Here is a 23,595-nt window from a genome sequence, read left to right on the forward strand (position 1 = left end):
GGGTGCGGATATGTAACAACAGACCTCCGATGACACCCAAATTGGAACAAGTAGCATGCTTCAACGTCGGTCTAAATTGTGGTGATAAATACAAGGCGAAGGGGCAATTTTTGGACTATATGGTCCACCCAGACCCTGTGTTTGGAATCATAATCTTCCCCAAATATGACTTATGGGCTAAAAAAGCGCACAATAATCAGTGAACTTTTTGTCCCCCCAATGATGGGAGTTAAGCCTCGTGTTTACACCAGTCATAGATACCGTGGGCGGTAGCCTCGGTCTCTCGGCGCTATGCGCGATCCTGCCGCTAATCGGCTTCTTCATATTCTTGATGGTGCTCAAGATGAAAGCCCACTGGGCGGCACTCTCAAGCGTTGGAGTGGCGCTTCTTGTTGGTATTTTCCTCTTCAAGATGCCCGCTAACCTAGCACTTCTTTCCTTCGCTGAAGGCGTAGCTTTCGGTTTATTCCCAATCGTTTACGTCATTTGGATGGCGGTTTGGATCTACGATCTCACCGTTAAATCAGGTCGTTTTGAAGACCTTCGTACGATCTTCTCCAAGATCGGCCGCGGCGATATGCGAGTTCAGGCCATGCTTATTGGCTTTGCATTTGGCGGCCTATTGGAAGCACTTGCTGGGTTCGGCGCACCTATTGCGATCGTTGCGGCAATGTTGCTTGCCATTGGTCTTAAGCCGATGAAGGCTGTTCTTGTCACCTTCGTTGCAAACTGTGCGCCTGTGGCATTTGGTGCCATGGGTATTCCTGTGACGACTGGTGGTCTGCTCACTCAGATCCCAGGCGAGCAAGTTGCTGCTATGGCCGGACGACAGGTTTCCCTCATTGCCTTAATCGTCCCGTTCATTTTGGCACTGATCATGGATGGCACCCGTGGTGTTCGCCAGACTTGGCCAATGGCCCTTTTGCTGGGTATCACCTTCGGTGGCGGCCAGTTCTTGGCATCTAATTACTTCTCTTATGTGCTTACCGACGTTGTCGCGTGCCTACTTTCCCTCATCTGCGGTGTTGCGTTCTTGCGTATCTGGAAGCCAAAGACTCCAGAGGATCAAGCTTCTGAGATTGATGCCTCGACCATTCACCTGTCTGCTGATCGGGCATTCCTTGCGCTGTTCCCATATCTTCTCGTTGTCGTGGTGTTCTCGATCACCAGCTTGTGGAAGATAGGCGTTAACATCCCAGCTGCTCTGAAATCGACAGATATTAAGGTTCAGTGGCCTGGACTTCATGGCCACTTGGTCAACCAAGCCGGCGAGCCAATTCCTAACACCATTTTTAACTTCAACTGGTTGTCTACCCCTGGCACGATCCTCTTCTTCTGCGGTTTGATCACAGTTCTCGTGTACTCCGCAGCGGCTAAGAACAGCAATGGTGCATACCCAATGTCGTTCAAAGCGGGCTTTAGCCAATTGGCTGAAGGTGCCTACAAGATGCGCTTCTCCGCTTTGACCATTGCTGCTGTGATGGGTCTTGCTTATGTGATGAACCTTTCAGGCCAGACTGCTTCTATTGGTGCCTTTTTGGCAGCTACCGGCACTATCTTCCCACTGCTTTCGCCGCTGCTGGGTTGGATTGGTACGTGGGTGACAGGATCTGCAACTTCTGCCAATGCGTTGTTTGCGCAAATGCAGTCCACCACCGCAACCCAGGTGGGTGTAAGCCCAACTCTACTGGTGGGTGCCAACACTGCTGGTGCAACCTTGGGCAAGATGATGAGCCCGCAGACTCTGACCATTGCTGCCAACGCTGTCAACATGGAAAACGGCGAACGCAAGATCATGGCTCAGGCGTGGAAATACTCCCTCGGACTTCTGGTCTACATCTGCATCATTGCGTACCTTCAGTCCACCCCAATTCTCGGATGGATGGTTGTGGGCTAAACTTCTAACCCATGACACCTGCGGATCTTTCTCAACTAATTAAACAAACAGCAATTGATGTTTTGTCGGCGCGTGAGCTCGACACCACGGTGCTCCCTGAAACTGTCGTGGTGGAGCGCCCACGCAACCCAGAGCATGGAGATTATGCAACAAACGTTGCTCTTCAGATTGCTAAAAAAGTTGGGATGAATCCGCGAGAGTTAGGCCAGGTGCTTGCTGACTCCCTCGCTGCCAACACGGCAATCGACGAGGCGTCGATCGCAGGCCCTGGCTTTATTAATATCCGCTTGGCGGCAGCCGCTCAGGGTGAGATTGTGGCGAAAATTCTGGAGGCGGGAGCTACCTTCGGGCATTCCGATCTTTATCAGGGGCGTCGCGTCAATCTTGAGTTTGTGTCTGCGAACCCAACTGGCCCAATTCACTTGGGGGGAACACGTTGGGCGGCGGTAGGAGACTCTTTGGGCCGTGTATTGGAAGCCTCCGGTGCACAGGTCACCCGTGAGTACTACTTCAATGACCACGGACGTCAGATTGATCGCTTTACTAACTCGTTGGTGGCTTCGGCCAAGGGGGAGCCAACTCCAGAAGATGGTTACGGCGGAGATTACATCAAGGAAATCGCTGATGCAGTAGTTGCGCAGCACCCAGATGTGTTGGCTCTGGCCGAAGCGGATCTCAATGAAGGGTTCCGTGCAACTGGTGTTGAGATGATGTTCGCGCACATCAAGGAATCTCTCCATGAGTTTGGTACTGATTTCGATGTGTACTTCCACGAGAACTCGTTGTTCGAATCGGGAGCAGTAGATAAAGCTATTCAGACGCTGAAAGACAATGGCAACCTGTATTTCAATGAGGGCGCTTGGTGGCTTAAGTCCTCTGAATATGGTGATGACAAAGATCGCGTAGTGATCAAGTCTGATGGCGATGCTGCTTACATTGCCGGTGACATTGCTTATGTTGCGGATAAGTTCGACCGCGGTCATGACCTGTGCATTTACATGCTTGGTGCAGACCATCACGGTTATATTTCTCGTCTTCGTGCGGCAGCAGCTGCGATGGGTTACGAGCCTTCCAACGTCGAGGTCCTCATCGGTCAGATGGTTAACCTTGTGCGTGACGGCAAGGCTGTCCGTATGTCTAAGCGCGCAGGCACCGTTATTACCTTGGACGATCTGGTGGAAGCAATCGGAATCGACGGTGCTCGATACTCGATGATTCGCTCTTCGGTTGATTCTAGCTTGGATATTGACTTGCAGCTGTGGGAGCAGCAAAGCAGTGATAACCCTGTTTATTACGTTCAGTATGGTCACGCACGTTTGTGCTCGATTGCACGTAAAGCTGCTGATCTCGGTATCACCGCAATCGATCCTGACCTTTCGCTTTTGACTCATGACCGTGAAGGCGATTTGATCCGTACACTCGGTGAGTTCCCAGCTGTAGTGAAGGCTGCAGCAGAGCTACGCGAACCGCACCGCATTGCGCGTTTTGCTGAGGATCTTGCTGGTACGTTCCATCGTTTCTACGATTCCTGCCAGATTTTGCCTAAAGTAGGCGAGTCTGCTGAGCCTATTCACACTGCACGTTTGGCGCTGGCTAACGCGACGCGTCAGGTATTGGCTAATGCGCTGGGGCTTGTCGGAGTATCTGCGCCGGAGCGTATGTAGTCATGGATTTCAACGCACTGCCTTCCCACGTGTGGCCAAGACATGCTGCACGTGAGGCTGGGGGAGATGTCAGTGTCGCCGGTGTATCTTTGGCGTCCATCGCTCAGGAATATGGGACTCCTGTATTTGTCGTTGATGAGGCAGATTTCCGAAGCCGTTGTCGTGACATGGCAGCAGCTTTTGGCGGCGCGGATAAGGTCCACTACGCATCCAAAGCGTTTCTTACTCGCCGAATTGCTCGGTGGGTTGAAGAAGAAGGCTTAAGCCTCGATATCGCATCTCATGGGGAACTACAGGTTGCACTGCGAGCAGGTTTTCCGTCGCAACGCATAACGGCACATGGCAACAATAAAGATCGTGCCTTTTTGCAAGCGCTTGTCGACGCCCGTGTGGGACATGTCGTCATCGACTCCATGGTGGAACTCGAACGCCTTGAGGAAATTGCTGGTGCGGCAGGTATCCAACAGCCTGTGATGGTGCGTGTTAAACCTGGTATCGAAGCCCACACTCACGAGTTCATCGCTACTAGCCACGAAGACCAAAAATTCGGTTTCTCGTTGGCCTCTGGTTCAGCATATGCGGCGGCAGCGCGCGCTATCTCGTCTGAGTCTTTGTACCTCATTGGTCTGCATTGTCACGTGGGATCGCAGGTATTTGACGCTCAGGGATTTAGCTTGGCAGCTCAGCGTGTTCTCGATTTGTACTCCAGAATTCACCGTGAACTTGGTGTGGATTTAGAGCAGCTTGACCTCGGTGGCGGATACGGAATTGCGTATACCGAAGATGAAACACCATTGGATGTTGCTGCAGTGGCTCAAGATTTGCTCAAAGCAGTACAGTCTGCGGCTGATGAAATCGGTATCAGTGCACCGGAAGTCCTCGTTGAGCCTGGGCGAGCCATTGCTGGTCCCTCAACCGTTACGGTTTATGAGGTAGGCACGGTTAAAGACGTCCACGTGACTGACCGGCAGACGCGTCGTTATCTAGCAGTGGATGGTGGCATGAGCGACAACATTCGTCCTGCTCTTTATGAGGCTGAGTATGATGCGCGGGTGATTAACAGAAACATCACCGGAACACAAATTTCGAGTCGAGTAGTGGGCTCGCATTGTGAATCCGGAGACATTTTGATCAACGATGCGATGCTGCCTGATGATATTCGCGAGGGCGACTTGTTGGCATTGGCTGCTACCGGTGCCTATTGCTTTGCTATGAGCAGTCGCTACAATATGATGGGGCGTCCTGCGGTTGTGAGTGTGCTCGACGGACAAGCAAGCGTGATGGTGAAACGGGAAAATATAGACGATCTATTGCAGTTAGACGTCCCGTAACGTGAGACGAACGTCCAAATACCCCCATTTTATGCATATATTGTGCGTGAAATGGGGTTCTTATTTTTCCTGTAATTGCAGGTGAAGTGGGGGTAAAGAGAAGTATCGTGCCCCCATGGCACCGAAGTGGGAAGCGGAACGCTGCTACAATTTGGGAAACCTAATGCCCACCTGTTCCGCTATAGGAACCTCTACGAGGAGTGCTATGAACCCTGACTCACAGCATCATGCAACGTTTAACCCTGGCAAAGGTGAAGGATCACCTGTGGGAATCGCGATTTTGGGCTATGGCACAGTGGGTAGCCAAGTTCTTCGTCTCCTCACCGAGAATCATAATGATTTCCAACATCGCGCCGGTGGACCGCTTGAGATCAAGGGTGTTGCTGCCTCCAGTGTGGAAAAGCACCGTGGATCTCTTGCCGATCAACTAGGACTACTTACAGACGATGCGCGCTCGCTTATTGCTCGTGATGACGTAGATATCGTTGTGGAAGTCATCGGTGGAATCGACTATCCGCGTGAGCTCATTCTTGAGGCTCTACACAGCGGAAAGTCTGTGGTGACAGCAAACAAGGCGCTGGTCGCGGCTCATTCAGAGGAGCTTGCTGCTGCAGCTGACGAGGCCGGAGTTGACCTCTACTTCGAGGCCGCAGTTGCCGCTGCAATCCCAGTGCTTGGCCCACTACGTCGTTCCTTGGCTGGTGACCAAATCCAGTCGGTTGCCGGCATTGTTAACGGAACGACCAACTTCATCTTGGACGCCATGGATTCTACGGGTGCAAGCTATGATGACATGCTCGCAGAAGCCACCCGATTGGGCTATGCAGAAGCAGACCCAACAGCAGATGTTGAAGGCCATGACGCAGCATCGAAAGCAGCTATTCTTGCATCCTTGGCATTCCATACACGCGTAACTTATGCGGATGTGTACTGTGAGGGAATCTCGAAGATCACGGCAGACGACATCAACGCAGCCAAGGAAGCAGGCTTTACCATCAAACTGCTTGCTATCTGCGAGCGGCTCAATGTTGATGGCGTAGAAAAGGTTTCTGCGCGCGTTCATCCCACCTTGGTCCCACGCAATCACCCCCTGGCCAGCGTAGACAAGTCCTTCAACGCAATTTTCGTTGAAGCTGAAGCCGCAGGCCGACTTATGTTCTACGGCAATGGTGCTGGTGGTAACCCAACGGCATCGGCGGTGCTCGGCGATATTGTCGGCGCTGCTCGCAACAAGGTTTTTGGTGGGCGTGCCCCAGGCGAATCCACCTATGCGGATCTTCCCATTGCACCATTCGGTGAGGTCCCTACACGCTTCCATATCGATATGGAAGTAGAAGACCGCGTTGGCGTATTAGCGGATCTTGCTAAGACATTCTCTAGCCATGGTATTTCGTTGCGCACTGTGCGTCAGGCTGAAAAAGATGGTCATGCCCGCTTGATTGTGGTTACGCATACGGCCAAGGAATCGGAACTTGAAGCAACCGTTGAACAGATTAAGAATTCTGACTCGGTGAAAAAGATCAACAGCGTTATTCGTCTAGCAGGGGAGTAAACCCATGGCTATAGAGCTGCCGGTAGGTAAAAAAGTAACGGTCACGGTGCCAGCATCGTCGGCAAACTTGGGCCCAGGCTTTGACACTTTGGGGTTGGCATTGTCTTTGTATGACACCGTTGAAGTGGAGGTCACTGACCACGGTCTTGAAGTCGAGGTTTTTGGTGAAGGCCAAGGAGAGCTTCCCCTTGATGGTTCCCACCTTGTTGTCAAAGCAATCCGTGCGGGATTGAAGGCTGCTGATGTACAGGTACCTGGGCTAAGAGTTGTCTGCCATAACAACATTCCACAGTCACGTGGTTTAGGCTCGTCTGCGGCTGCTGCTGTTGCCGGTGTTGCGGCGGCAAATGGTCTAGCTGGATTCCCGCTTGACGACGCCCGTGTGGTTCAGCTTTCCTCAGCATTCGAAGGGCATCCAGACAATGCCGCTGCTTCAGTACTAGGTAATGCGGTTGTTTCATGGACTGAAATTCCAGTCGACGGACGTACTGAACCGCAATTCAAGGCGGTGACGATTAACGTCGATAGCCGAATTAAAGCGACAGCGTTGGTTCCTGATTTCCATGCGTCAACGGAAGCTGTTCGTCGAGTTTTGCCTAGCGACGTTACTCACCTAGATGCGCGATTTAATGTTTCGCGTTGTGCCGTCATGACAGTAGCTTTGCAGCACCATCCAGAGCTGTTGTGGGAAGGTACCCGCGATAGACTGCATCAGCCGTACCGTGCAGATGTCTTGCCTGTGACGGCGGAATGGGTCAACCGACTCCGCAATCGTGGCTATGCTGCCTACTTGTCTGGGGCTGGGCCGACCATCATGGTGCTTCATACTGAGCCAGTTGACGAGGCTGTTCTCGATGACGCGCGTGAAGCTGGGTTGCGTGTGCTGTCCTTGGATGTAGCAGATGCTGTATCGGTGAAAGTCGATGCCTAGATAACCGCATGCCAATTTAACTACCGCCCTCCTAGTCAAGTCTCTAGGAGGGCGGTAGTCGTTATTCGGCGGAATCGCTATGGGAGGATCTACCTGGGCCTTTAAGTGCAATGATTTCAAAATCGCCATCAGCCAAGTGTTGGCGCAGGTCAATTTTGTCAAACTTGCCCACGGATGTTTTGTCAATGGATTTAACAAACGTCCAGTATTCCGGAAGCATCCAGTTGGGGAACGTATCGCGTAACCCCTCGCGTAGGCGTTCAGCTGTTTCTTTATTCGGTTCCACACCTGCAGCTAAGACTGTCACTGACAGCGGTCGTTCGCCCCATTTAGGATCGGGATATCCAATTACTGCTGCCTCAACGACGACTGTTGCTGCCATGATTTCGTTTTCCAACATTGTGGAGTAGATCCATTCGCCGCCTGAGCGGATGACATCGCGAGCGCGGTCATGGATGGTGAGGTAACCGTCGCGAGTTACTGAACCAACATCACCTGTGCGAAGCCAACCATCCTCAGTGAACTGTTCAGGTGCATCCTCTACTTCGTGGTCGCGGAACATCGACGCGGCACCGCCATTGTCCTCGGTCGCTGAGTGGTAGTAGTGTTCGGTGACCCAATTTCCTCGGACTTGAATTTCACCTTGGTTACGGTCGGTCGAGCTCATGATTTCACCATCATTGACTACGCGATATTCCAAAGTGGCGGGGAACCGACCTTGGCTAATGCGATAGTTCAGTCGGGTTTCCCCTGAAACTCCCGATGGTGGTCGTGCCACTGTACCGATTGCAACCGTTTCGGTCATGCCCCACACGTGGACTACATCGACGCCGTAGCGTTCTTCCCAAAGCTTGATCAAGATCGCCGGTACAGCGGAACCTCCCACATAGATTTCTTGCAGGCTCATACGTTCAGGAGAGTGGCGCATGTAGTGGACCATGAGCTGGATCCACAACGTGGGAACACCGTGAGCGACACGAGGATGCGCAGTAGCGATGATGTGTGCAAGGGAGGGAGCCGATACACTAGACCCAGGGAATACGAGGGGGGTGCCGGACATGAAGGCTGCGATGGGGACGCACCAGCTCAAGATGTGATAGATCGGCACGCAGCACAAAAATGACTGCCCGTGGGTAACGGCGAGCGAGTCTGTGGTGCGAAGATTTAGCGCTTGGAGATACAACGCACGGTGGGAATATGCCACCCCTTTGGGTGCTCCAGTGGTGCCGGTGGAGTAGCAGATCGCCGCTGCTGTGGTTTCTTCAACTTGTGGCCACTCGTAGACGGTGCTGCGACCGTCGAGAAGCGATTCGTAGGAGTAGCAGGTAATTCCTTCGGGTATTTCCGTGGCTGCATCCGTGATAGGGCTTGTTCCGATGAAGATCACGGCACGCACACTAGGGCATCCTTGATGCAGGATCGTACCCAGTTGTTTAGCGAGGCGTTGATCAGCAACGATGACTTCATCTTCAGCATGATTAATGATGTGGCGAATCTGATCATTCATTAATTGCTTATTCAGCGGATTGAATACAGCACCCATGCAAGAAACCGCAAAAAGAACTTCGAGATGTTCTGCGCAGTTATACATCATCGATCCGACTCGCTGGTCATCGTCAATACCCAGTTCGTCGTGAAGCGCGTGGGCGAAAGCCGCAGCTCGTGCGGCAATTTCCGCATATGTCGTCTCTGATGCTACCTCGCCATCAAAGGTGGTGATCTTTGTGTCCGCGTGGGCGGTGGCACCGTAGGTGAGAATGCGCGCGAGATTAAGCGGAATGTCCTGCATTGTGCTGAGCATGATAATCACCATAGTTGTGTTTTTGGCACAAAGTTCACTTAAACCTACTTTATGGGTTAGAATCGCTACGAACTTCACGGAAATTTTCTGTGCTTGCCCACGGTTCGATGTTTACTTCTTACCGAACCGCCAGTGTGTATAGCCTCTTCGCAGCAGAAGTTCATTACTCGGCACACCTCACCATCGCTATCCGCTACATTTATGGTGATCGGTCGTGGTATGCCACGGATTCTCGCCGAAATTTCGGTGGTTTTACCCGTTTGAATCCAGTCAATTCCACAGAATGCTGTCAGCGGTTGTGTCTTGGTTGAACTATTCCCAGTGACTCCTTGACTGCTGATCACGCAATGAAAGGACATCTGTGACTAATACAGATAACAGCGCACAGCGTAATCTCGCTGCTCTGCGTTTGCCCGAACTGCGCAAAATTGCCGCAGAAATGGGCCTGAAAGGTACGTCCGCCCTGCGTAAGGGTGATCTAATTGCGGCTATTAACGGTACCTCTGCCGCTCATCCAACATCTGTGGCCCCCTCGGAAGAGAACAAAGCAGATGCACCAAAGAAGGAACGTCCAGCACGTCGTCGTGCGACTAAGCACGTTGCCCAAGATGCCGGTTCCGAGCCAGCGCCAGTGGTAACAGAAGTTGCTGCGCCTGCAGAACAGAATCCTGCGCCAAAACAAGAAAAAGAAGCTCCAGCTGGTGAGTCCGAGCGTCAGCCACGCCGTCGTCGTGCAGTAAAGACGTCTGTGAAAACAACGCAGGAGGAACCCGCTGAGGTTCGCGTAGCAGAAGCTACTGACAAATCTTCTGAAGAGCAGTCTGCTGAGGCAGGTTCTGAGGATAAAGATAACTACCACTACGAGTCTCGTTCTGCCGCTCGACGTGCCCGTCGTAACCGTGCTCGTCGTGAGCAGCGCGAATACAATCGCCCTGGCGCTAAAGATGAGAGCGAAGCATCTCAGCCAGAAAATGAGAATTCTCGCAACGACGTCGCACCAGAATCCTCTGAGGTAGCAGACAACAGCAACGAGCAAGCTCGTTCTGATCAAGCTGATCAATCCACCAAGTCGGACTCTCACGACAATGGTCGTGAGGACAACCGCCGTGGCAATCGACACGAGCGTGGGGAGCGTGGCGATCGTAACGATCGTGGGGACCGCAACCGTCGTAATCGTCGTAACCGTCGTGGCCGTGACCGTGATGATAACCGTGATAATCGCGAAAATAACAACAACGAACCACGTGAAGATGAAGTCTTGCAAAATGTTGCAGGCATCTTGGACATCGTGGACAACAATGTTGCTTTCGTGCGTACCTCCGGTTACCACGCCGGTGCCGCTGACGTCTATGTGAACAACCAGATGATTCGCCGCTTGGGATTGCGTTCTGGCGACGCAATTGTGGGCCAAGTTCGTATGAATGGCGAAAACAACCACGGCGGACACAACCGTGGCCGTAACCGCCAGAAGTACAACCCATTGGTACGCGTTGATTCAGTCAACGGGATGACGGTGGAAGAAGCAAAGGCACGCCCTGAGTTTGCTAAGCTCACCCCGTTGTACCCCAACCAGCGTCTGCGCCTCGAAACCGAGTCTAAGGTTTTGACTACCCGTGTGATCGATTTGATCATGCCGATTGGTAAAGGTCAGCGTGCTTTGATCGTGTCTCCTCCTAAGGCTGGTAAGACCACGATCCTGCAAAATATCGCAAACGCTATTGCTACCAACAACCCAGAGTGCTACCTCATGGTTGTTTTGGTGGATGAGCGTCCGGAAGAAGTTACCGATATGCAGCGTTCTGTGAAGGGCGAAGTTATTGCATCGACCTTCGACCGTCCACCAAGCGAGCACACCGCTGTTGCAGAGCTCGCTATTGAGCGTGCGAAGCGCCTTGTGGAGCAGGGACAGGATGTTGTTGTCCTCCTAGACTCCATTACGCGTCTTGGCCGTGCCTACAACAACAGCTCACCTGCATCCGGCCGAATTCTCTCCGGTGGTGTGGACTCCAACGCGTTGTACCCACCAAAGCGTTTCCTTGGTGCGGCTCGCAACATCGAAAATGGTGGATCGCTTACGATTATCGCCACGGCCATGGTTGAGACTGGTTCTGCCGGCGACACCGTGATCTTCGAGGAATTCAAGGGCACCGGTAACGCCGAGCTGAAGCTGGATCGTAAGATTTCTGAGCGCCGTGTATTCCCAGCTGTCGACGTCAACCCATCGGGTACCCGTAAGGATGAGTTGCTGCTGGCTCCGGAAGAAGCTCGCATTATGCACAAACTCCGCCGCATGCTTTCTGCTTTGGATAATCAGCAGGCTATCGATTTGTTGATCAAGCAGCTCAAGAAGACCAAGTCCAATGGTGAATTCTTGATGCAGGTAGCAAGTTCTGCGCCGATGGCTGCGGATGCTGAGGAGGACTAATGTCTCAGGTTTCTGCAGTTGACGACATCGTCTCGGAATACCAGGGCATTGAAGCCCAAATGGCTGATCCAGAGACGATGGGTGACCAAACGCTATTCCGTAAGCTATCCAAGCGTTATTCGGAGTTGCAGCCCATCATCAACGTAAACAACAAGTTGGTGCAGGCTCGTGACGACCACGAAGCCGCTGAGGAAATGGCCTACGAGGATAAAGAGTTCGCCGCTGAGGCCGAACGTCTTGCCGAAGAAATCGTTTCTTTGGAGGAACAGCTCGCTGATCTGCTTGCACCACGCGATCCTCACGATGGTGATGACATCGTGATGGAAGTCAAAGCGGGTGCCGGTGGTGAAGAAGCTGCACTTTTCGCTGGTGAACTCGTGCGTATGTACCAACGCTACGCGGAAAAGCATGGTTTCACGGTCGAGGTTCTGGGCTTGTCTGAATCTGATTTGGGTGGCGTCAAAGACATGACCTTGTCCATTCGCTCGAAGACTCTATCTCGTGATGGTGCGTGGAGCGTGTTCAAGTTTGAAGGTGGCGTTCACCGCGTACAACGTGTGCCTGTCACTGAGTCTCAAGGCCGCATCCAAACATCGGCAGCAGGTGTACTGGTCTACCCTGAGCCCGATGAGGTAGCTGAGGTCGAGATCGACGACAAGGATTTGCGTGTCGACGTCTACCGTTCCTCGGGTAAAGGCGGTCAGGGCGTGAACACCACAGACTCCGCTGTGCGTATTACGCACCTTCCTACGGGATTGGTTGTGACCTGCCAAAAGGAACGTTCGCAGATCCAGAACAAGGCTCGTGCTATGCAGGTGCTCGCTGCTCGTCTTCAAGCTATGGCAGAAGAACAGGCAGAAGCAGAAGCAGCTGAGGGTCGCGCTGCACAGATTCGTACTATGGACCGCTCGGAACGAATCCGTACCTACAACTGGCCAGAGAACCGCATCTCGGATCACCGCATTGGATACAAGGCCAATAACCTGGACTCCGTACTCAACGGTGATCTTGATGATCTGTTCTCTGCGTTGCAGGCAGCAGAGCGTGCCGAGAGGCTCGAGGCGGAATAGCCACGTGCTAGCTCAGGCATTACACAAGGCGGAGGCCATTCTCGCTGAAGCGGGGGTGGCCTCGCCGCGTAACGACGTCCACCTTATGGCGGCGCATTTACTGAACTGCCAACCTATGGAGTTATTCCTTAAAGGCGATCATGATGTTCCAGAGCACTTCTGGAAATGGGTTGAGCGAAGGAAAAACCGTGAGCCACTCCAACACATTCTCCAAGTGACGTGGTTTGGCCCATTGGAACTTCATGTGGGCCCAGGTGTTTTTATTCCGCGTCCAGAAACTGAGGTGCTAGCCGATTGGGCAGTTCGTCATACTGACTCCAAGGACACCGTGGTCGATTTATGCACTGGGTCAGGGGCGTTAGCAGCTTACATTGCGCACGAACATCCTGAGTGCTCGGTATGGGCTGTGGAACTATCTGATGCAGCCATGGCATTTGCTCGTAGAAATCTTCCTGACCGAGTCCATCTGGTTCAAGGTGACGTTACAGATCCAGAGATCTTAGATCACCTCAGTGGGGCAGTAGATCTCCTCGTGAGTAATCCACCCTATGTGCCATTAAGTAATGATTTAGAGCCCGAAGTGTACCAAGACCCCAGTATGGCGGTGTTTTCTGGTGATTCGGGAATGGACACCATTAACGCCATGATTCCAGTGATTTACCGGCTGTTGGCCCCTGGTGGGCTCGTGGGCATCGAGCATGATGATTCAACGTCTGAGCAAACGCAACAAGCGCTCATAGATCATGGTGGATTTAGCAACATTGAACCGCTGAAGGACCTCACTGGCCGCAGTAGGTTTGTAGTTGCGAGTAAGATTCCCTAAGAAGTGGCTTCAAATGTATATCTTTGTTTTGAAGCGATGCAGAACAATTAGCATCCCCCGTAGCATCGAGGGACCGAAAACTATCGAGAAGAGAAAGACTTTCGAACGTGGGCAGAATCTTTGACTGCAGTGACGCGGAAACTCGTGAAGCTGGCCTCCAGCAAGCCATCAGTACTGTAAAAGATGGCCGACTAGTGGTCATTCCCACCGATACGCTTTATGGAATCGGTTGCGATGCTTTTGATAACACCGCAGTAGCAAAACTCCTAGAAACGAAGCACCGTGGCCCCGATATGCCAGTACCAGTATTGGTTGGTAGCTGGGATACGTCTCGTGGATTGGTGCACAGCTATTCCGATCAAATGCGAACACTCATTGAGGCGTTTTGGCCAGGTGGGCTCAGCATCGTTGTGGAGCAAGCTCCAAGTTTGCAGTGGAACCTCGGCGATACCCGCGGCACTGTGATGCTGCGGATGCCGTTGCACCCAGTTGCCATTGAACTTTTGCGAGAAACAGGCCCGATGGCGGTATCTTCTGCGAACATTTCTGGTCAGACTCCACCCACCACTGCTCAAGAAGCACAGCGTCAGTTGGGTGACAACGTAAGCGTTTATCTTGACGCTGGTGAGACGCCCGTAGGAACTGCGTCGACAATCGTTGACCTGTCCGGTGATCATCCGCGAATTCTTCGTGAAGGCGCGATCTCAGCGGAACGAGTCGCAGAAGTATTGGAAGTCGACGTGGAGACGCTTCGATAGATGGGTGCTGGTGCCGGTGTTGCCGGTGTGCCCATGCGTGAGCTTGCACTGATCATTCTGGTTGCAGCTTCGCTGACGTTTTTGACCACGGGGATAGTTCGCTACGCTGTGGTCAAAAGCGGGCGAATGGGTGAAATCCGTGAGCGAGATGTCCATACCCAGCCCAAGCCGCGGCTTGGTGGTGTGGCGATGTTTTCTGGTTTTATCGGCGCAGTATTCTTGGCCGACCAGCTTCCAGCCTTGACTAGAGGGTTCAAGCCGGTTACTCCGGAGATGAGCGCCGTTTTCTGGGCCGGTGCGATTATCGTCATCGTGGGTATTCTCGACGATCTGTTTGAACTGGACGCGATTACTAAACTTGCGGGTCAAGTTCTAGGTGCGGCCGTCATGAGCATCTTGGGGCTTACATGGACTTTGGTCTATCTGCCATTTGGTGGTGGCTCGACGCTTGTTCTTGATCAGGTGGTTTCGACCTTGGTCACGGTGCTGTTTACGGTCACTTTGATTAATGCAATCAACTTTGTGGATGGCCTCGATGGTTTAGCCGCTGGTTTGGGCATGATCGCTGGTTTATCTATCTTGTTGTTTTCTATGACGGTTCTCCACGATCAAGGTGGCATGGTATCGGCATATCCACCAGCAATTATTGCGGCTTCCCTCGTAGGCATGTGTGCAGGATTTTTGCCGCACAACTTTGAGCCGGCTCGCATTTTCATGGGTGATTCTGGCTCCATGCTCATCGGATTATTGCTTGCGGCAGCGTCAACGTCGGCTAGCGGCAAGATCGATATGAGTCTGTACGGCACAGTTGACGTAATCGCCTTGATGTCTCCGATCATTGTGGTGATAGCGGCAGTCTTTATTCCGATGCTTGATTTGGTGATGGCCATTGTCCGGCGTGTTCGCAAAGGAAAATCACCGTTTTCTGCCGATAAGATGCATCTGCATCACCGGCTATTGTCTTTGGGGCATACGCATAGGCGGGTCGTGCTGGTGCTTTATCTTTGGGTGTCCGTGGTCGCTTTTGGTGCGGTTGCGTTCTCGATTGTTCCCCCCGTTTTTGCCACCGTTGGTGTGATTACGGCTATCGTGTTCGCAGTACTTGCCAGTAGGGGGCCGGTCATACGCGCCCAAAAGGAAGCGCATCGTCGTGAACATCCGCTCTCATAGACTCAAAGGAAAGTTTCGTGATTACATCTGACCAATCGAACGCTTCGCAGTTCGACGACCACCGCAGGCCGTTATTACGAGCGCTCAAATTTGGAACCATAGCATTGGTGGCAATCACCCTAATTTCACTGGTTTTATGGGGTCGGTTCCGTGATTTGCCAGGAATCTGGGGAGTAGTGCTTGGTGCTGCTGTTGGCGGTGGATTTGTCCTTCTTACAGTTGTGAGCGTCTTGGTAACGTCCAATACGTCTGCAGCGACGACGGGAGCAGTGGTGCTCGGTGGATGGCTTCTTAAGCTCGTCGCCTTGCTTATTGTGCTCATTATCCTGCGTGGAATGGACTTTTATGATCCAGTGGCCTTCGTAGTCACGACCATTATCGCGCTCGTTGTTGTGCTTGGAACGGAGGTATGGGGGGTTATTACGTCACGGGTGACGTATGTTTCGCCGGACAATATATAGTGTGATTGGGGGTAAAAATCATACAAATGAGGTCTAGGAGACATAGACCTCATTTTTTGTTTTTTGTCATACTTAATCGGCGCCAGGAAAATTGCCGTTAGTGTGTTCCTTGCTGCGCGTTTATGCCTGTTTAGGGGTGTCGGGTGGGGGAGGGTGGGTACCCCTACACATGTTCTGTGACCGAGGTAACAAATTTGCATTTTGCCCGCTAAAGGGCGGTGTTTGAATGATGGATTCACAAGGGGAAACTATCCCCCCGACGCAGGTGGGAATTTCACATTAATGCCTGATAGGGTATTCCGCGGGTTGTTTGAGTAGATCATTTTCGGTTTCTCAGGCCATGTCCCCTGCGATCATCATGCTGATGTGCGACGGAGTCCGTGATGATTGCAGAGAGTTTTCAGACGTCCATCGCACCGCATGCTTGATCTCAGGTATATGCGGCCCGAAACTGGGAGAGAACGCTGAGCGTTACAACTTTGGCCATGAAGGGCGAGTTTCACGCGCCCTCCTTGGATCACGAATTTTTCCCGGATCCCATCTGGTTCGCCGATGTGGCGAACGGTTGGTTCACAATCGACCGTCTGATGTTCGTCCGCCTGCTTATGGCGTTGGTCCTTGTAATCTTCTTCGCAGTCGCTATGCGTAGCCCGAAGCTTGTTCCTTCCGGCTTGCAAAACGTTGCTGAATACCTTTTGGACTTCGTCCGAATTCACATTGCAGAAGACATTCTGGGCAAGAAAGAGGGCAACCGCTTCTTGCCAATTCTGTCCACCATTTTCTTCGTGGTTTTGTTCTGCAACCTGCCTTCGGTCATTCCATTCCTGAACATTTCGCCAAACGCGCGCATTGGTATGCCACTCGTTTTGGCTCTGTTCGGTTACATTGCCTTCATCTACGCAGGTGCTAAGCGCTACGGCTTCTTCAAGTATGTGAAGTCTTCGGTGGTTATTCCTAACCTTCCGCCAGTTCTTCACTTGCTCGTTGTGCCACTCGAGTTCTTCTCGACATTCGTTCTGCGTCCGGCCACACTGACTCTTCGTCTTATGGCCAACATGCTCGCAGGACACATCATTCTGGTGCTTCTTTTCTCTGCCACGAACTTCTTCTTCTGGCAGCTGAATGGTTGGACTGCGCTGTCCGCCGTAACTTTGGTTGCGGGGATCGCGTTCACGCTGTTCGAGATGCTGGTGATTTTCTTGCAGGCGTACATCTTCGCTCTGCTTTCTGCCGTGTACATCGAACTGGCGTTGCACGCCGACGAACACTGACCCCGCGGACCCGCGGATCACAATCTCTACATTATTCATATTGCCTAGTAAATAACTGGGCACCTAGAAAGGGAACGACACTCTCATGAACGAAGTCATCCTTGCTGCTTCTGACACCGCAGTCTCCGGCTCCATCGCAACTGTTGGTTACGGCATTGCTACCATCGGCCCTGGCCTTGGTATCGGCATCCTTGTTGGTAAGGCTCTCGAGGGCATGGCACGTCAGCCTGAGATGGCTGGCCAGCTGCGTACCACCATGTTCCTTGGTATTGCATTCGTTGAGGCTCTCGCCCTCATTGGTCTGGTTGCAGGCTTCATCCTTTAATAACCGTCCGACACGAAAGCCGAGATTATGACGAACGTCATTAATTACCTCGCTGAAGGCGAGGCACTACCGCTGGAGGATCACCCTAGCGTGTTGCTCCCTGCGAGCTACGACATCGTCTGGTCGCTCGTCGTGTTCATTATCGTCCTGATCCTCTTCTGGAAGTTCGTTCGTCCGAAGTATCAGGAAGTCCTGACCGAACGTGAGGACCGGATTAAGGGTGGCATTCAGCGTGCAGAAGCTGCACAGGCTGAAGCAAAAGCCGCTCTTGAGAAGTACAATGCTCAGCTCGCCGAGGCACGTGCCGAAGCAGCAGAGATCCGCGAAGAAGCTCGTGCAAAGGGCAAGCAGATCGAAGCTGAAATGAAGGCAAAGGCCACCGAGGAGAGCAACCGCATCATCGAGTCCGGTGAGAAGCAATTGGCAGCACAGCGCGAGCAGGTTGTCACTGAGCTTCGTCGCGAGATGGGCCAGAACTCGATCAGCCTTGCAGAGCGTCTGCTTGGAGACCAGCTCTCCGACGAAGTCAAGCGTTCCGGCACGATCGATAAGTTCTTGGCTGAGCTCGACACCGTGTCTCCCGCAGGAAAGTGAGCACCATGCACGCAGCGAGCCGCGAAGCACTAGCACGCGTTACCTCTGACCTCGACAAGGCATTGTGGGAGGCCAAGGAAAACGCTATCGCTACTGCAGCGCACACTGGCGCAGAGCTTTTCGACGTCGTAGAGGTTCTGGATGGCGACCGCGCACTGCGCGTTGCTGTCGCAGATTCCGCGAAGTCTGCCGAAGATCGCGCTGGATTGGTTTCTGCTGTGTTCGCCGGAAAAGTCAGCCCTGCGACGCTAGAGGTTCTCGTTACCTCTGCACGCGAACTGTGGTCTAACCCTCGCGAATTCCGTGATGGTCTGGTCACGTTGGGCCGCCGCGCACTTCTCCGTTCCGCTGAAGGTCAAGGACAATTGGGCCAGGTTGAAGACGAACTCTTCCGCCTCTCCCGCATTTTGGACAAGGAGCCAGAGTTGACTCTCTTGCTCGATGACCGCAGCACAGACGGTGCAAAGAAGCGTGAACTGCTGGCGAAGGTGCTGTACGGCAAAGTCACTGCTGTGACTGAAGCCCTTGCACTCCAGGTTATTGGACGTCGTGAGTCCAATGCGATCGACGATATTGATGCGCTATCTAAGGAGGCTGCTGCATTGCAGGGCCACTCCGTAGCACACGTCGTAAGCGCAGGACGTCTCAATGACGAACAAAACCAGGCACTGGCACAGAAGCTAGAGCGCATTTATGGTCGTGCGATGAGCATCCACTCTGAGGTTGATCCCAGCCTCCTCGGTGGTTTGGTCATCCGAGTTGGCGACGAAGTTATCGATGGATCGACCTCGGGCAAGCTCGAGCGTCTCCGTGCGAACCTCGCGTAAGCTAACGCGACAACACAAATAGAAATAATGCTGGAAGAAACTACCGAGAGCAGGAAGAACATGGCGGAGCTTACGATCTCCTCCGATGAGATCCGTAGCGCGATTGCGAACTACACCTCGAGCTACTCCGCGGAGGCCTCCCGTGAGGAGGTCGGCGTGGTCATTTCCGCAGCTGATGGTATTGCCCAGGTTTCGGGCTTGCCTTCAGTTATGGCAAATGAGCTCCTCGAGTTCCCAAGCGGCGTCATCGGCGTCGCACAGAACCTTGACACCGACCGTATCGGCGTCGTGGTTTTGGGTAACTACGAAATCCTTAAAGAAGGCGACGAAGTCAAGCGAACCGGCGAGGTCCTCTCGATTCCGGTTGGCGAGAAGTTCCTTGGTCGCGTCATCAACCCACTAGGCCAGCCAATTGACGGCCTTGGCGCTATCGAGGCTGAGGAACAGCGTGTCCTCGAACTGCAGGCACCTTCTGTGCTGCAGCGTCAGCCAGTCGAAGAGCCAATGCAGACCGGCATCAAGGCTATCGATGCAATGACCCCAATCGGTCGCGGTCAGCGTCAGCTGATCATTGGTGACCGCAAGACTGGTAAGACTGCAGTCTGCATCGACACCATCTTGAACCAGAAGGCTAACTGGGAGTCCGGAGATAAGAGCAAGCAGGTTCGCTGCATCTATGTTGCAGTGGGCCAGAAGGGCTCGACCATTGCTGCCGTTCGTCAGACCCTAGAAGAGCACGGTGCGCTGGAGTACACCACCATCGTTGCTGCACCAGCTTCTGATTCCGCAGGCTTCAAGTGGTTGGCACCTTTCGCAGGTGCTGCATTGGGCCAGCACTGGATGTACCAGGGTAACCACGTCCTGGTTATCTACGATGATCTGACCAAGCAGGCAGAGGCATACCGTGCCATCTCCTTGCTGCTTCGTCGCCCACCAGGACGCGAAGCTTACCCAGGTGACGTCTTCTACCTCCACTCCCGTCTGCTGGAGCGTGCTGCAAAGCTCTCCGACGACATGGGCGCAGGTTCCATGACGGCACTTCCCATCATCGAGACCAAGGCAAACGACGTTTCTGCCTTCATTCCTACCAACGTGATCTCCATCACCGATGGTCAGGTATTCCTCGAGTCCGATCTGTTCAACCAGGGTGTTCGCCCGGCTATTAACGTCGGTGTGTCCGTTTCCCGTGTTGGTGGCGCAGCTCAGACCAAGGGTATGAAGAAGGTTTCCGGTTCGTTGCGTCTGGATCTCGCTGCTTATCGCGACCTCGAGGCATTCGCTACCTTCGCATCTGACCTCGATGCTGCTTCCAAGGCTCAGCTTGACCGCGGTGCACGCTTGGTCGAGTTGCTCAAGCAGGCAGAGAACGCACCTCAGTCTGTTGAGCACCAGATCGTTTCCATCTGGCTTGCAGGCAACGGCCACTTCGATACCGTTCCCGTCGAAGACATCCGTCGCTTCGAGTTTGATTTGATCGATCACCTGCACGCTGCTGTACCACAGGTATTCGAGCAGATCGCCGGCGGCGCTCAGCTGTCTGAGGAATCCCAGGCTGCGCTCGTCGCTGCAACCGAGGATTTCAAGCGCACCTTCCAGACCACTGATGGCACCCCCGTGATTAACGAGCCAGAGGTCGAGGCATTGTCTGCAGACCAGGTGAAGAAGAACACGATTTCGGTGAAGAAGTAAGACGTTACAGTCTGAAAACGACCATCAAGGAAAAGAAGGGAGGCGAATGAACCATGGCAAATCTTCGTGAGCTGCGCGACCGTATCCGGTCAGTGAACTCCACAAAGAAGATCACCAAGGCTCAAGAGCTGATCGCGACGTCGCGCATCACTAAGGCTCAGGCTAGGGTAGAGGCTTCTCAGCCTTACGCTACTGAGATCCACAAAGTGATGGAGCGTCTCGCTGCAGCTAGCTCCCTTGAGCACCCCATGCTCCGCGAGCGTGAGGGTGGAAAGCGTGCCGCAGTCCTCGTTGTTTCGAGTGACCGTGGTATGGCTGGTGGCTACAACTACAACGTTTTCAAGAAAGCAGCAGAACTTGAAAAGCTGCTCGAAGAAAACGGATATGAAGTTGTTCGTTACGTCACCGGTAACAAGGGTGTTGGTTATTACAAGTTCCGTGGCCAAGAGGTTGCGGGTGCTTGGACCGGTTTCTCCCAGGATCCTTCTTGGGAAGAAACACACGACGTTCGTCGCCACCTCATTGACGGTTTCAACGCCAGCTCTAACGGCACCGCACGGTACCGCGATGGCTTGAACACCGATGAGGGCCAAGAAATCCAAGGCTTTGACCAAGTCCATGTTGTGTACACCGAGTTCGAGTCCATGTTGACTCAAACTGCACGTGCACATCAGCTTTTGCCGATTGAGCCAGTCATCGAGACTGTGGAAATCCCAGAAGCAGATGGCATCTTGGATCAATCTGGCGAGCCGACTCCGGACGTTGAATTCGAACCAGACGCAGATACCTTGCTGGAAGCACTGCTTCCGCAGTACGTATCACGCAGCTTGTTCGCAATGTTCCTAGAAGCTGCTGCGGCAGAGTCCGCATCGCGTCGTAACGCTATGAAGTCTGCAACTGACAACGCTACGGCCCTGGTCAAGGACCTTTCGCGTGTTGCCAACCAGGCCCGTCAGGCACAGATCACCCAGGAAATCACAGAGATCGTCGGTGGTGCTAGCGCACTCGGCGATAGCGGAGAAAGTGACTAGATTATGACCACAGCTCTTGAAGAGCAGAACACGCAGCAGGCGTCCGTCGCCGGCCGCGTCGTGCGCGTCATCGGTCCGGTCGTCGACGTGGAGTTCCCGCGTGGCGAGCTGCCGGCACTGTACAACGCGTTGACTGTCGAGGTCACCCTCGAGGCAGTCGCTAAGACCATTACCCTTGAGGTTGCCCAGCACTTGGGCGACAACCTCGTTCGCGCCGTGTCCATGGCCCCTACCGACGGCCTCGTCCGTGGTGCTGTTGTGACCGACTCGGGCAAGCCAATCTCCGTGCCAGTTGGCGACGTTGTTAAAGGCCACGTTTTCAACGCACTGGGCGATTGCTTGGATGAGCCAGGTCTCGGCCGCGATGGTGAGCAGTGGGGAATTCACCGCGATCCACCACCATTCGATCAGCTCGAAGGTAAGACCGAAATCCTCGAGACCGGTATTAAGGTCATCGACTTGCTCACCCCTTACGTTAAGGGCGGCAAGATTGGTCTGTTCGGTGGTGCAGGTGTGGGTAAGACCGTGCTCATCCAGGAGATGATCACTCGTATTGCTCGCGAGTTCTCCGGTACCTCCGTCTTCGCTGGCGTTGGTGAGCGTACCCGTGAGGGCACCGACCTCTTCCTCGAAATGGAAGAAATGGGCGTTCTTCAGGACACCGCTCTCGTGTTCGGCCAGATGGACGAGCCACCAGGAGTCCGTATGCGCGTTGCTCTGTCCGGTCTGACCATGGCGGAGTACTTCCGCGATGTTCAGCACCAGGACGTGCTTCTGTTCATCGATAACATTTTCCGTTTCACCCAGGCCGGTTCCGAGGTTTCGACCCTTCTTGGTCGTATGCCTTCCGCCGTGGGTTACCAGCCAACCTTGGCTGACGAGATGGGTGTTCTCCAGGAGCGTATTACCTCTACTAAGGGTAAGTCGATTACGTCTCTGCAGGCCGTTTACGTTCCTGCCGACGACTACACCGACCCAGCTCCTGCGACCACGTTCGCTCACTTGGATGCAACCACCGAGCTTGACCGTGCAATCGCTTCCAAGGGTATTTACCCTGCAGTGAACCCGCTGACCTCTACCTCTCGTATCCTCGAGCCAGGTATCGTAGGCGAGCGTCACTACGCAGTTGCACAGCGCGTGATCAACATTCTGCAGAAGAACAAGGAACTCCAGGACATCATCGCCATCCTCGGTATGGACGAGCTGTCTGAAGAGGACAAGATCACCGTTCAGCGCGCACGTCGCCTTGAGCGCTTCTTGGGCCAGAACTTCTTCGTTGCTGAAAAGTTCACCGGCATCCCAGGCTCCTACGTGCCGCTGGCTCACACCATCGACGCATTCGAGCGCATCTGCAACGGCGACTTCGACCACTACCCAGAGCAGGCCTTCAACGGCTTGGGTGGCTTGGACGACGTCGAGGCTGCATACAAGAAGATGACCGAGAAGTAGAGGAGGCACGCACATGGCTGACATCACCGTGGAACTGGTTTCAGTAGAGCGTATGCTGTGGTCTGGAAAGGCCAGCATCGTTACTGCACAGACCGTTGAAGGTGAGATCGGTGTGCTGCCCGGCCACGAACCATTGCTCGCCCAACTGGTGGACAACGGTGTTGTGACTATCCGTCCGGTCGACGGCGACAAGCTCGTCGCCGCCGTCCAGGGTGGTTTCCTCTCCATTTCTAAGGAAAAGGTCACCATTCTTGCGGAGTACGCTATTTGGGCTGATGAGGTTAATACCGCTGAGTCCGAGTCGCATCTCCAGGCCGATGACGAAATTTCCAAGGCTCGTGCAGAAGCAGAGCTCAAGGCCGTACGTCGTAAGGCAGAGGCCTAGGAAAAGGGCACAAGCCCCTCTCCATTCGTAAGCCCCTGTGGGATTCTCAGCTTAAGTCTGGGAGCCTCGCAGGGGTTTTCGGTGAATTTATATTATTGAGCTTCACTTTTAAAAATGATTAAGTTTGTTCCCGCTGGTAAC

Annotated in this window: 21 protein-coding genes; 20 read left to right on the top strand and 1 reads right to left on the bottom strand. The window is 53.4% G+C overall.

The genetic code is table 11. The features are described 5' to 3' along the window. Positions 1-238: 238 nt before the first annotated feature. The 5 genes from AT687_RS04595 to thrB all read left to right on the top strand — a co-directional run bounded on the left by AT687_RS04595 (position 239) and on the right by thrB (position 7,375). Complete coding sequence (locus tag AT687_RS04595; RefSeq protein WP_014310311.1) at positions 239-1,897, top strand: L-lactate permease; 1,659 nt, start codon at positions 239-241, stop codon at positions 1,895-1,897. Between the two features lie 11 nt (positions 1,898-1,908). Continuing rightward, the gene (argS, locus tag AT687_RS04600) at positions 1,909-3,561 is read left to right on the top strand and encodes an arginine--tRNA ligase (RefSeq protein ID WP_014318936.1); all 1,653 of its coding nucleotides are present in this window, start codon (positions 1,909-1,911) and stop codon (positions 3,559-3,561) included. 2 nt (positions 3,562-3,563) lie between these two features. Continuing rightward, positions 3,564-4,892 (top strand): diaminopimelate decarboxylase, encoded by a 1,329-nt coding sequence (lysA, locus tag AT687_RS04605; protein WP_014318937.1) that lies wholly within the window; start codon positions 3,564-3,566, stop codon positions 4,890-4,892. A gap of 205 nt (positions 4,893-5,097) precedes the next feature. Continuing rightward, complete coding sequence (locus AT687_RS04610; RefSeq protein ID WP_021334987.1) at positions 5,098-6,444, top strand: homoserine dehydrogenase; 1,347 nt, start codon at positions 5,098-5,100, stop codon at positions 6,442-6,444. Between the two features lie 4 nt (positions 6,445-6,448). Further along, a complete protein-coding gene (gene thrB / locus AT687_RS04615; RefSeq protein ID WP_014318939.1) occupies positions 6,449-7,375 on the top strand; it encodes a homoserine kinase in 927 nt (308 codons plus the stop codon). Between the two features lie 61 nt (positions 7,376-7,436). Here thrB and AT687_RS04620 read toward each other — a convergent pair whose 3' ends face one another. After that, on the bottom strand, positions 7,437-9,176 hold the full coding sequence (locus AT687_RS04620; RefSeq protein ID WP_014318940.1) for a long-chain fatty-acid--CoA ligase: 1,740 nt from the start codon (positions 9,174-9,176) through the stop codon (positions 7,437-7,439). A 107-nt stretch (positions 9,177-9,283) separates the two neighbouring features. Here AT687_RS04620 and AT687_RS04625 point away from each other — a divergent pair, with 107 nt between their 5' ends. The 15 genes from AT687_RS04625 (at position 9,284) to AT687_RS04695 (ending at position 23,454) form a co-directional block, all read left to right on the top strand. After that, positions 9,284-9,487 (top strand): hypothetical protein, encoded by a 204-nt coding sequence (locus AT687_RS04625; protein ID WP_133060886.1) that lies wholly within the window; start codon positions 9,284-9,286, stop codon positions 9,485-9,487. Between the two features lie 50 nt (positions 9,488-9,537). Further along, on the top strand, positions 9,538-11,601 hold the full coding sequence (gene rho / locus AT687_RS04630; RefSeq protein WP_014318941.1) for a transcription termination factor Rho: 2,064 nt from the start codon (positions 9,538-9,540) through the stop codon (positions 11,599-11,601). Continuing rightward, a complete protein-coding gene (gene prfA, locus AT687_RS04635) occupies positions 11,601-12,671 on the top strand; it encodes a peptide chain release factor 1 (protein ID WP_014318942.1) in 1,071 nt (356 codons plus the stop codon). The genes rho and prfA overlap by 1 nt, the downstream gene beginning before the upstream one ends. 4 nt (positions 12,672-12,675) lie before the next feature. Beyond that, positions 12,676-13,494, top strand: a complete 819-nt coding sequence (gene prmC, locus AT687_RS04640; protein ID WP_014318943.1) for a peptide chain release factor N(5)-glutamine methyltransferase — start codon at positions 12,676-12,678, stop codon at positions 13,492-13,494. Positions 13,495-13,601: 107 nt separating this feature from the next. Continuing rightward, positions 13,602-14,252 (top strand): L-threonylcarbamoyladenylate synthase, encoded by a 651-nt coding sequence (locus tag AT687_RS04645; protein ID WP_014303257.1) that lies wholly within the window; start codon positions 13,602-13,604, stop codon positions 14,250-14,252. Beyond that, a complete protein-coding gene (locus tag AT687_RS04650; RefSeq protein WP_014306791.1) occupies positions 14,253-15,422 on the top strand; it encodes an MraY family glycosyltransferase in 1,170 nt (389 codons plus the stop codon). It abuts the gene before it with no gap. Between the two features lie 17 nt (positions 15,423-15,439). Next, positions 15,440-15,883: a Cg1360 family ATP-synthase-associated protein gene (locus AT687_RS04655; RefSeq protein ID WP_003851088.1), complete on the top strand. Its 444-nt coding sequence runs from the start codon at positions 15,440-15,442 to the stop codon at positions 15,881-15,883. A gap of 485 nt (positions 15,884-16,368) precedes the next feature. Then, positions 16,369-17,154 (top strand): F0F1 ATP synthase subunit A, encoded by a 786-nt coding sequence (gene atpB, locus AT687_RS04660; protein ID WP_003851089.1) that lies wholly within the window; start codon positions 16,369-16,371, stop codon positions 17,152-17,154. Positions 17,155-17,239: 85 nt separating this feature from the next. Continuing rightward, positions 17,240-17,479 (top strand): ATP synthase F0 subunit C, encoded by a 240-nt coding sequence (locus AT687_RS04665; RefSeq protein ID WP_003851091.1) that lies wholly within the window; start codon positions 17,240-17,242, stop codon positions 17,477-17,479. 27 nt (positions 17,480-17,506) lie between these two features. Continuing rightward, on the top strand, positions 17,507-18,073 hold the full coding sequence (locus tag AT687_RS04670; protein ID WP_014318944.1) for a F0F1 ATP synthase subunit B: 567 nt from the start codon (positions 17,507-17,509) through the stop codon (positions 18,071-18,073). Positions 18,074-18,078: 5 nt separating this feature from the next. Further along, positions 18,079-18,900: a F0F1 ATP synthase subunit delta gene (locus AT687_RS04675; RefSeq protein WP_003851097.1), complete on the top strand. Its 822-nt coding sequence runs from the start codon at positions 18,079-18,081 to the stop codon at positions 18,898-18,900. A gap of 60 nt (positions 18,901-18,960) precedes the next feature. Next, a complete protein-coding gene (atpA, locus tag AT687_RS04680) occupies positions 18,961-20,589 on the top strand; it encodes a F0F1 ATP synthase subunit alpha (RefSeq protein WP_014318945.1) in 1,629 nt (542 codons plus the stop codon). A 53-nt stretch (positions 20,590-20,642) separates the two neighbouring features. Beyond that, on the top strand, positions 20,643-21,620 hold the full coding sequence (locus AT687_RS04685; RefSeq protein WP_003851103.1) for a F0F1 ATP synthase subunit gamma: 978 nt from the start codon (positions 20,643-20,645) through the stop codon (positions 21,618-21,620). A gap of 3 nt (positions 21,621-21,623) precedes the next feature. Continuing rightward, the gene (gene atpD / locus AT687_RS04690; RefSeq protein WP_003851105.1) at positions 21,624-23,069 is read left to right on the top strand and encodes a F0F1 ATP synthase subunit beta; all 1,446 of its coding nucleotides are present in this window, start codon (positions 21,624-21,626) and stop codon (positions 23,067-23,069) included. A 13-nt stretch (positions 23,070-23,082) separates the two neighbouring features. Further along, positions 23,083-23,454, top strand: a complete 372-nt coding sequence (locus tag AT687_RS04695) for a F0F1 ATP synthase subunit epsilon (protein WP_003851106.1) — start codon at positions 23,083-23,085, stop codon at positions 23,452-23,454. Positions 23,455-23,595 lie beyond the last annotated feature (141 nt).

Origin of the sequence: Corynebacterium diphtheriae, assembly GCF_001457455.1 — a bacterium.
Classification (GTDB): Bacteria; Actinomycetota; Actinomycetes; order Mycobacteriales; family Mycobacteriaceae; genus Corynebacterium; species Corynebacterium diphtheriae.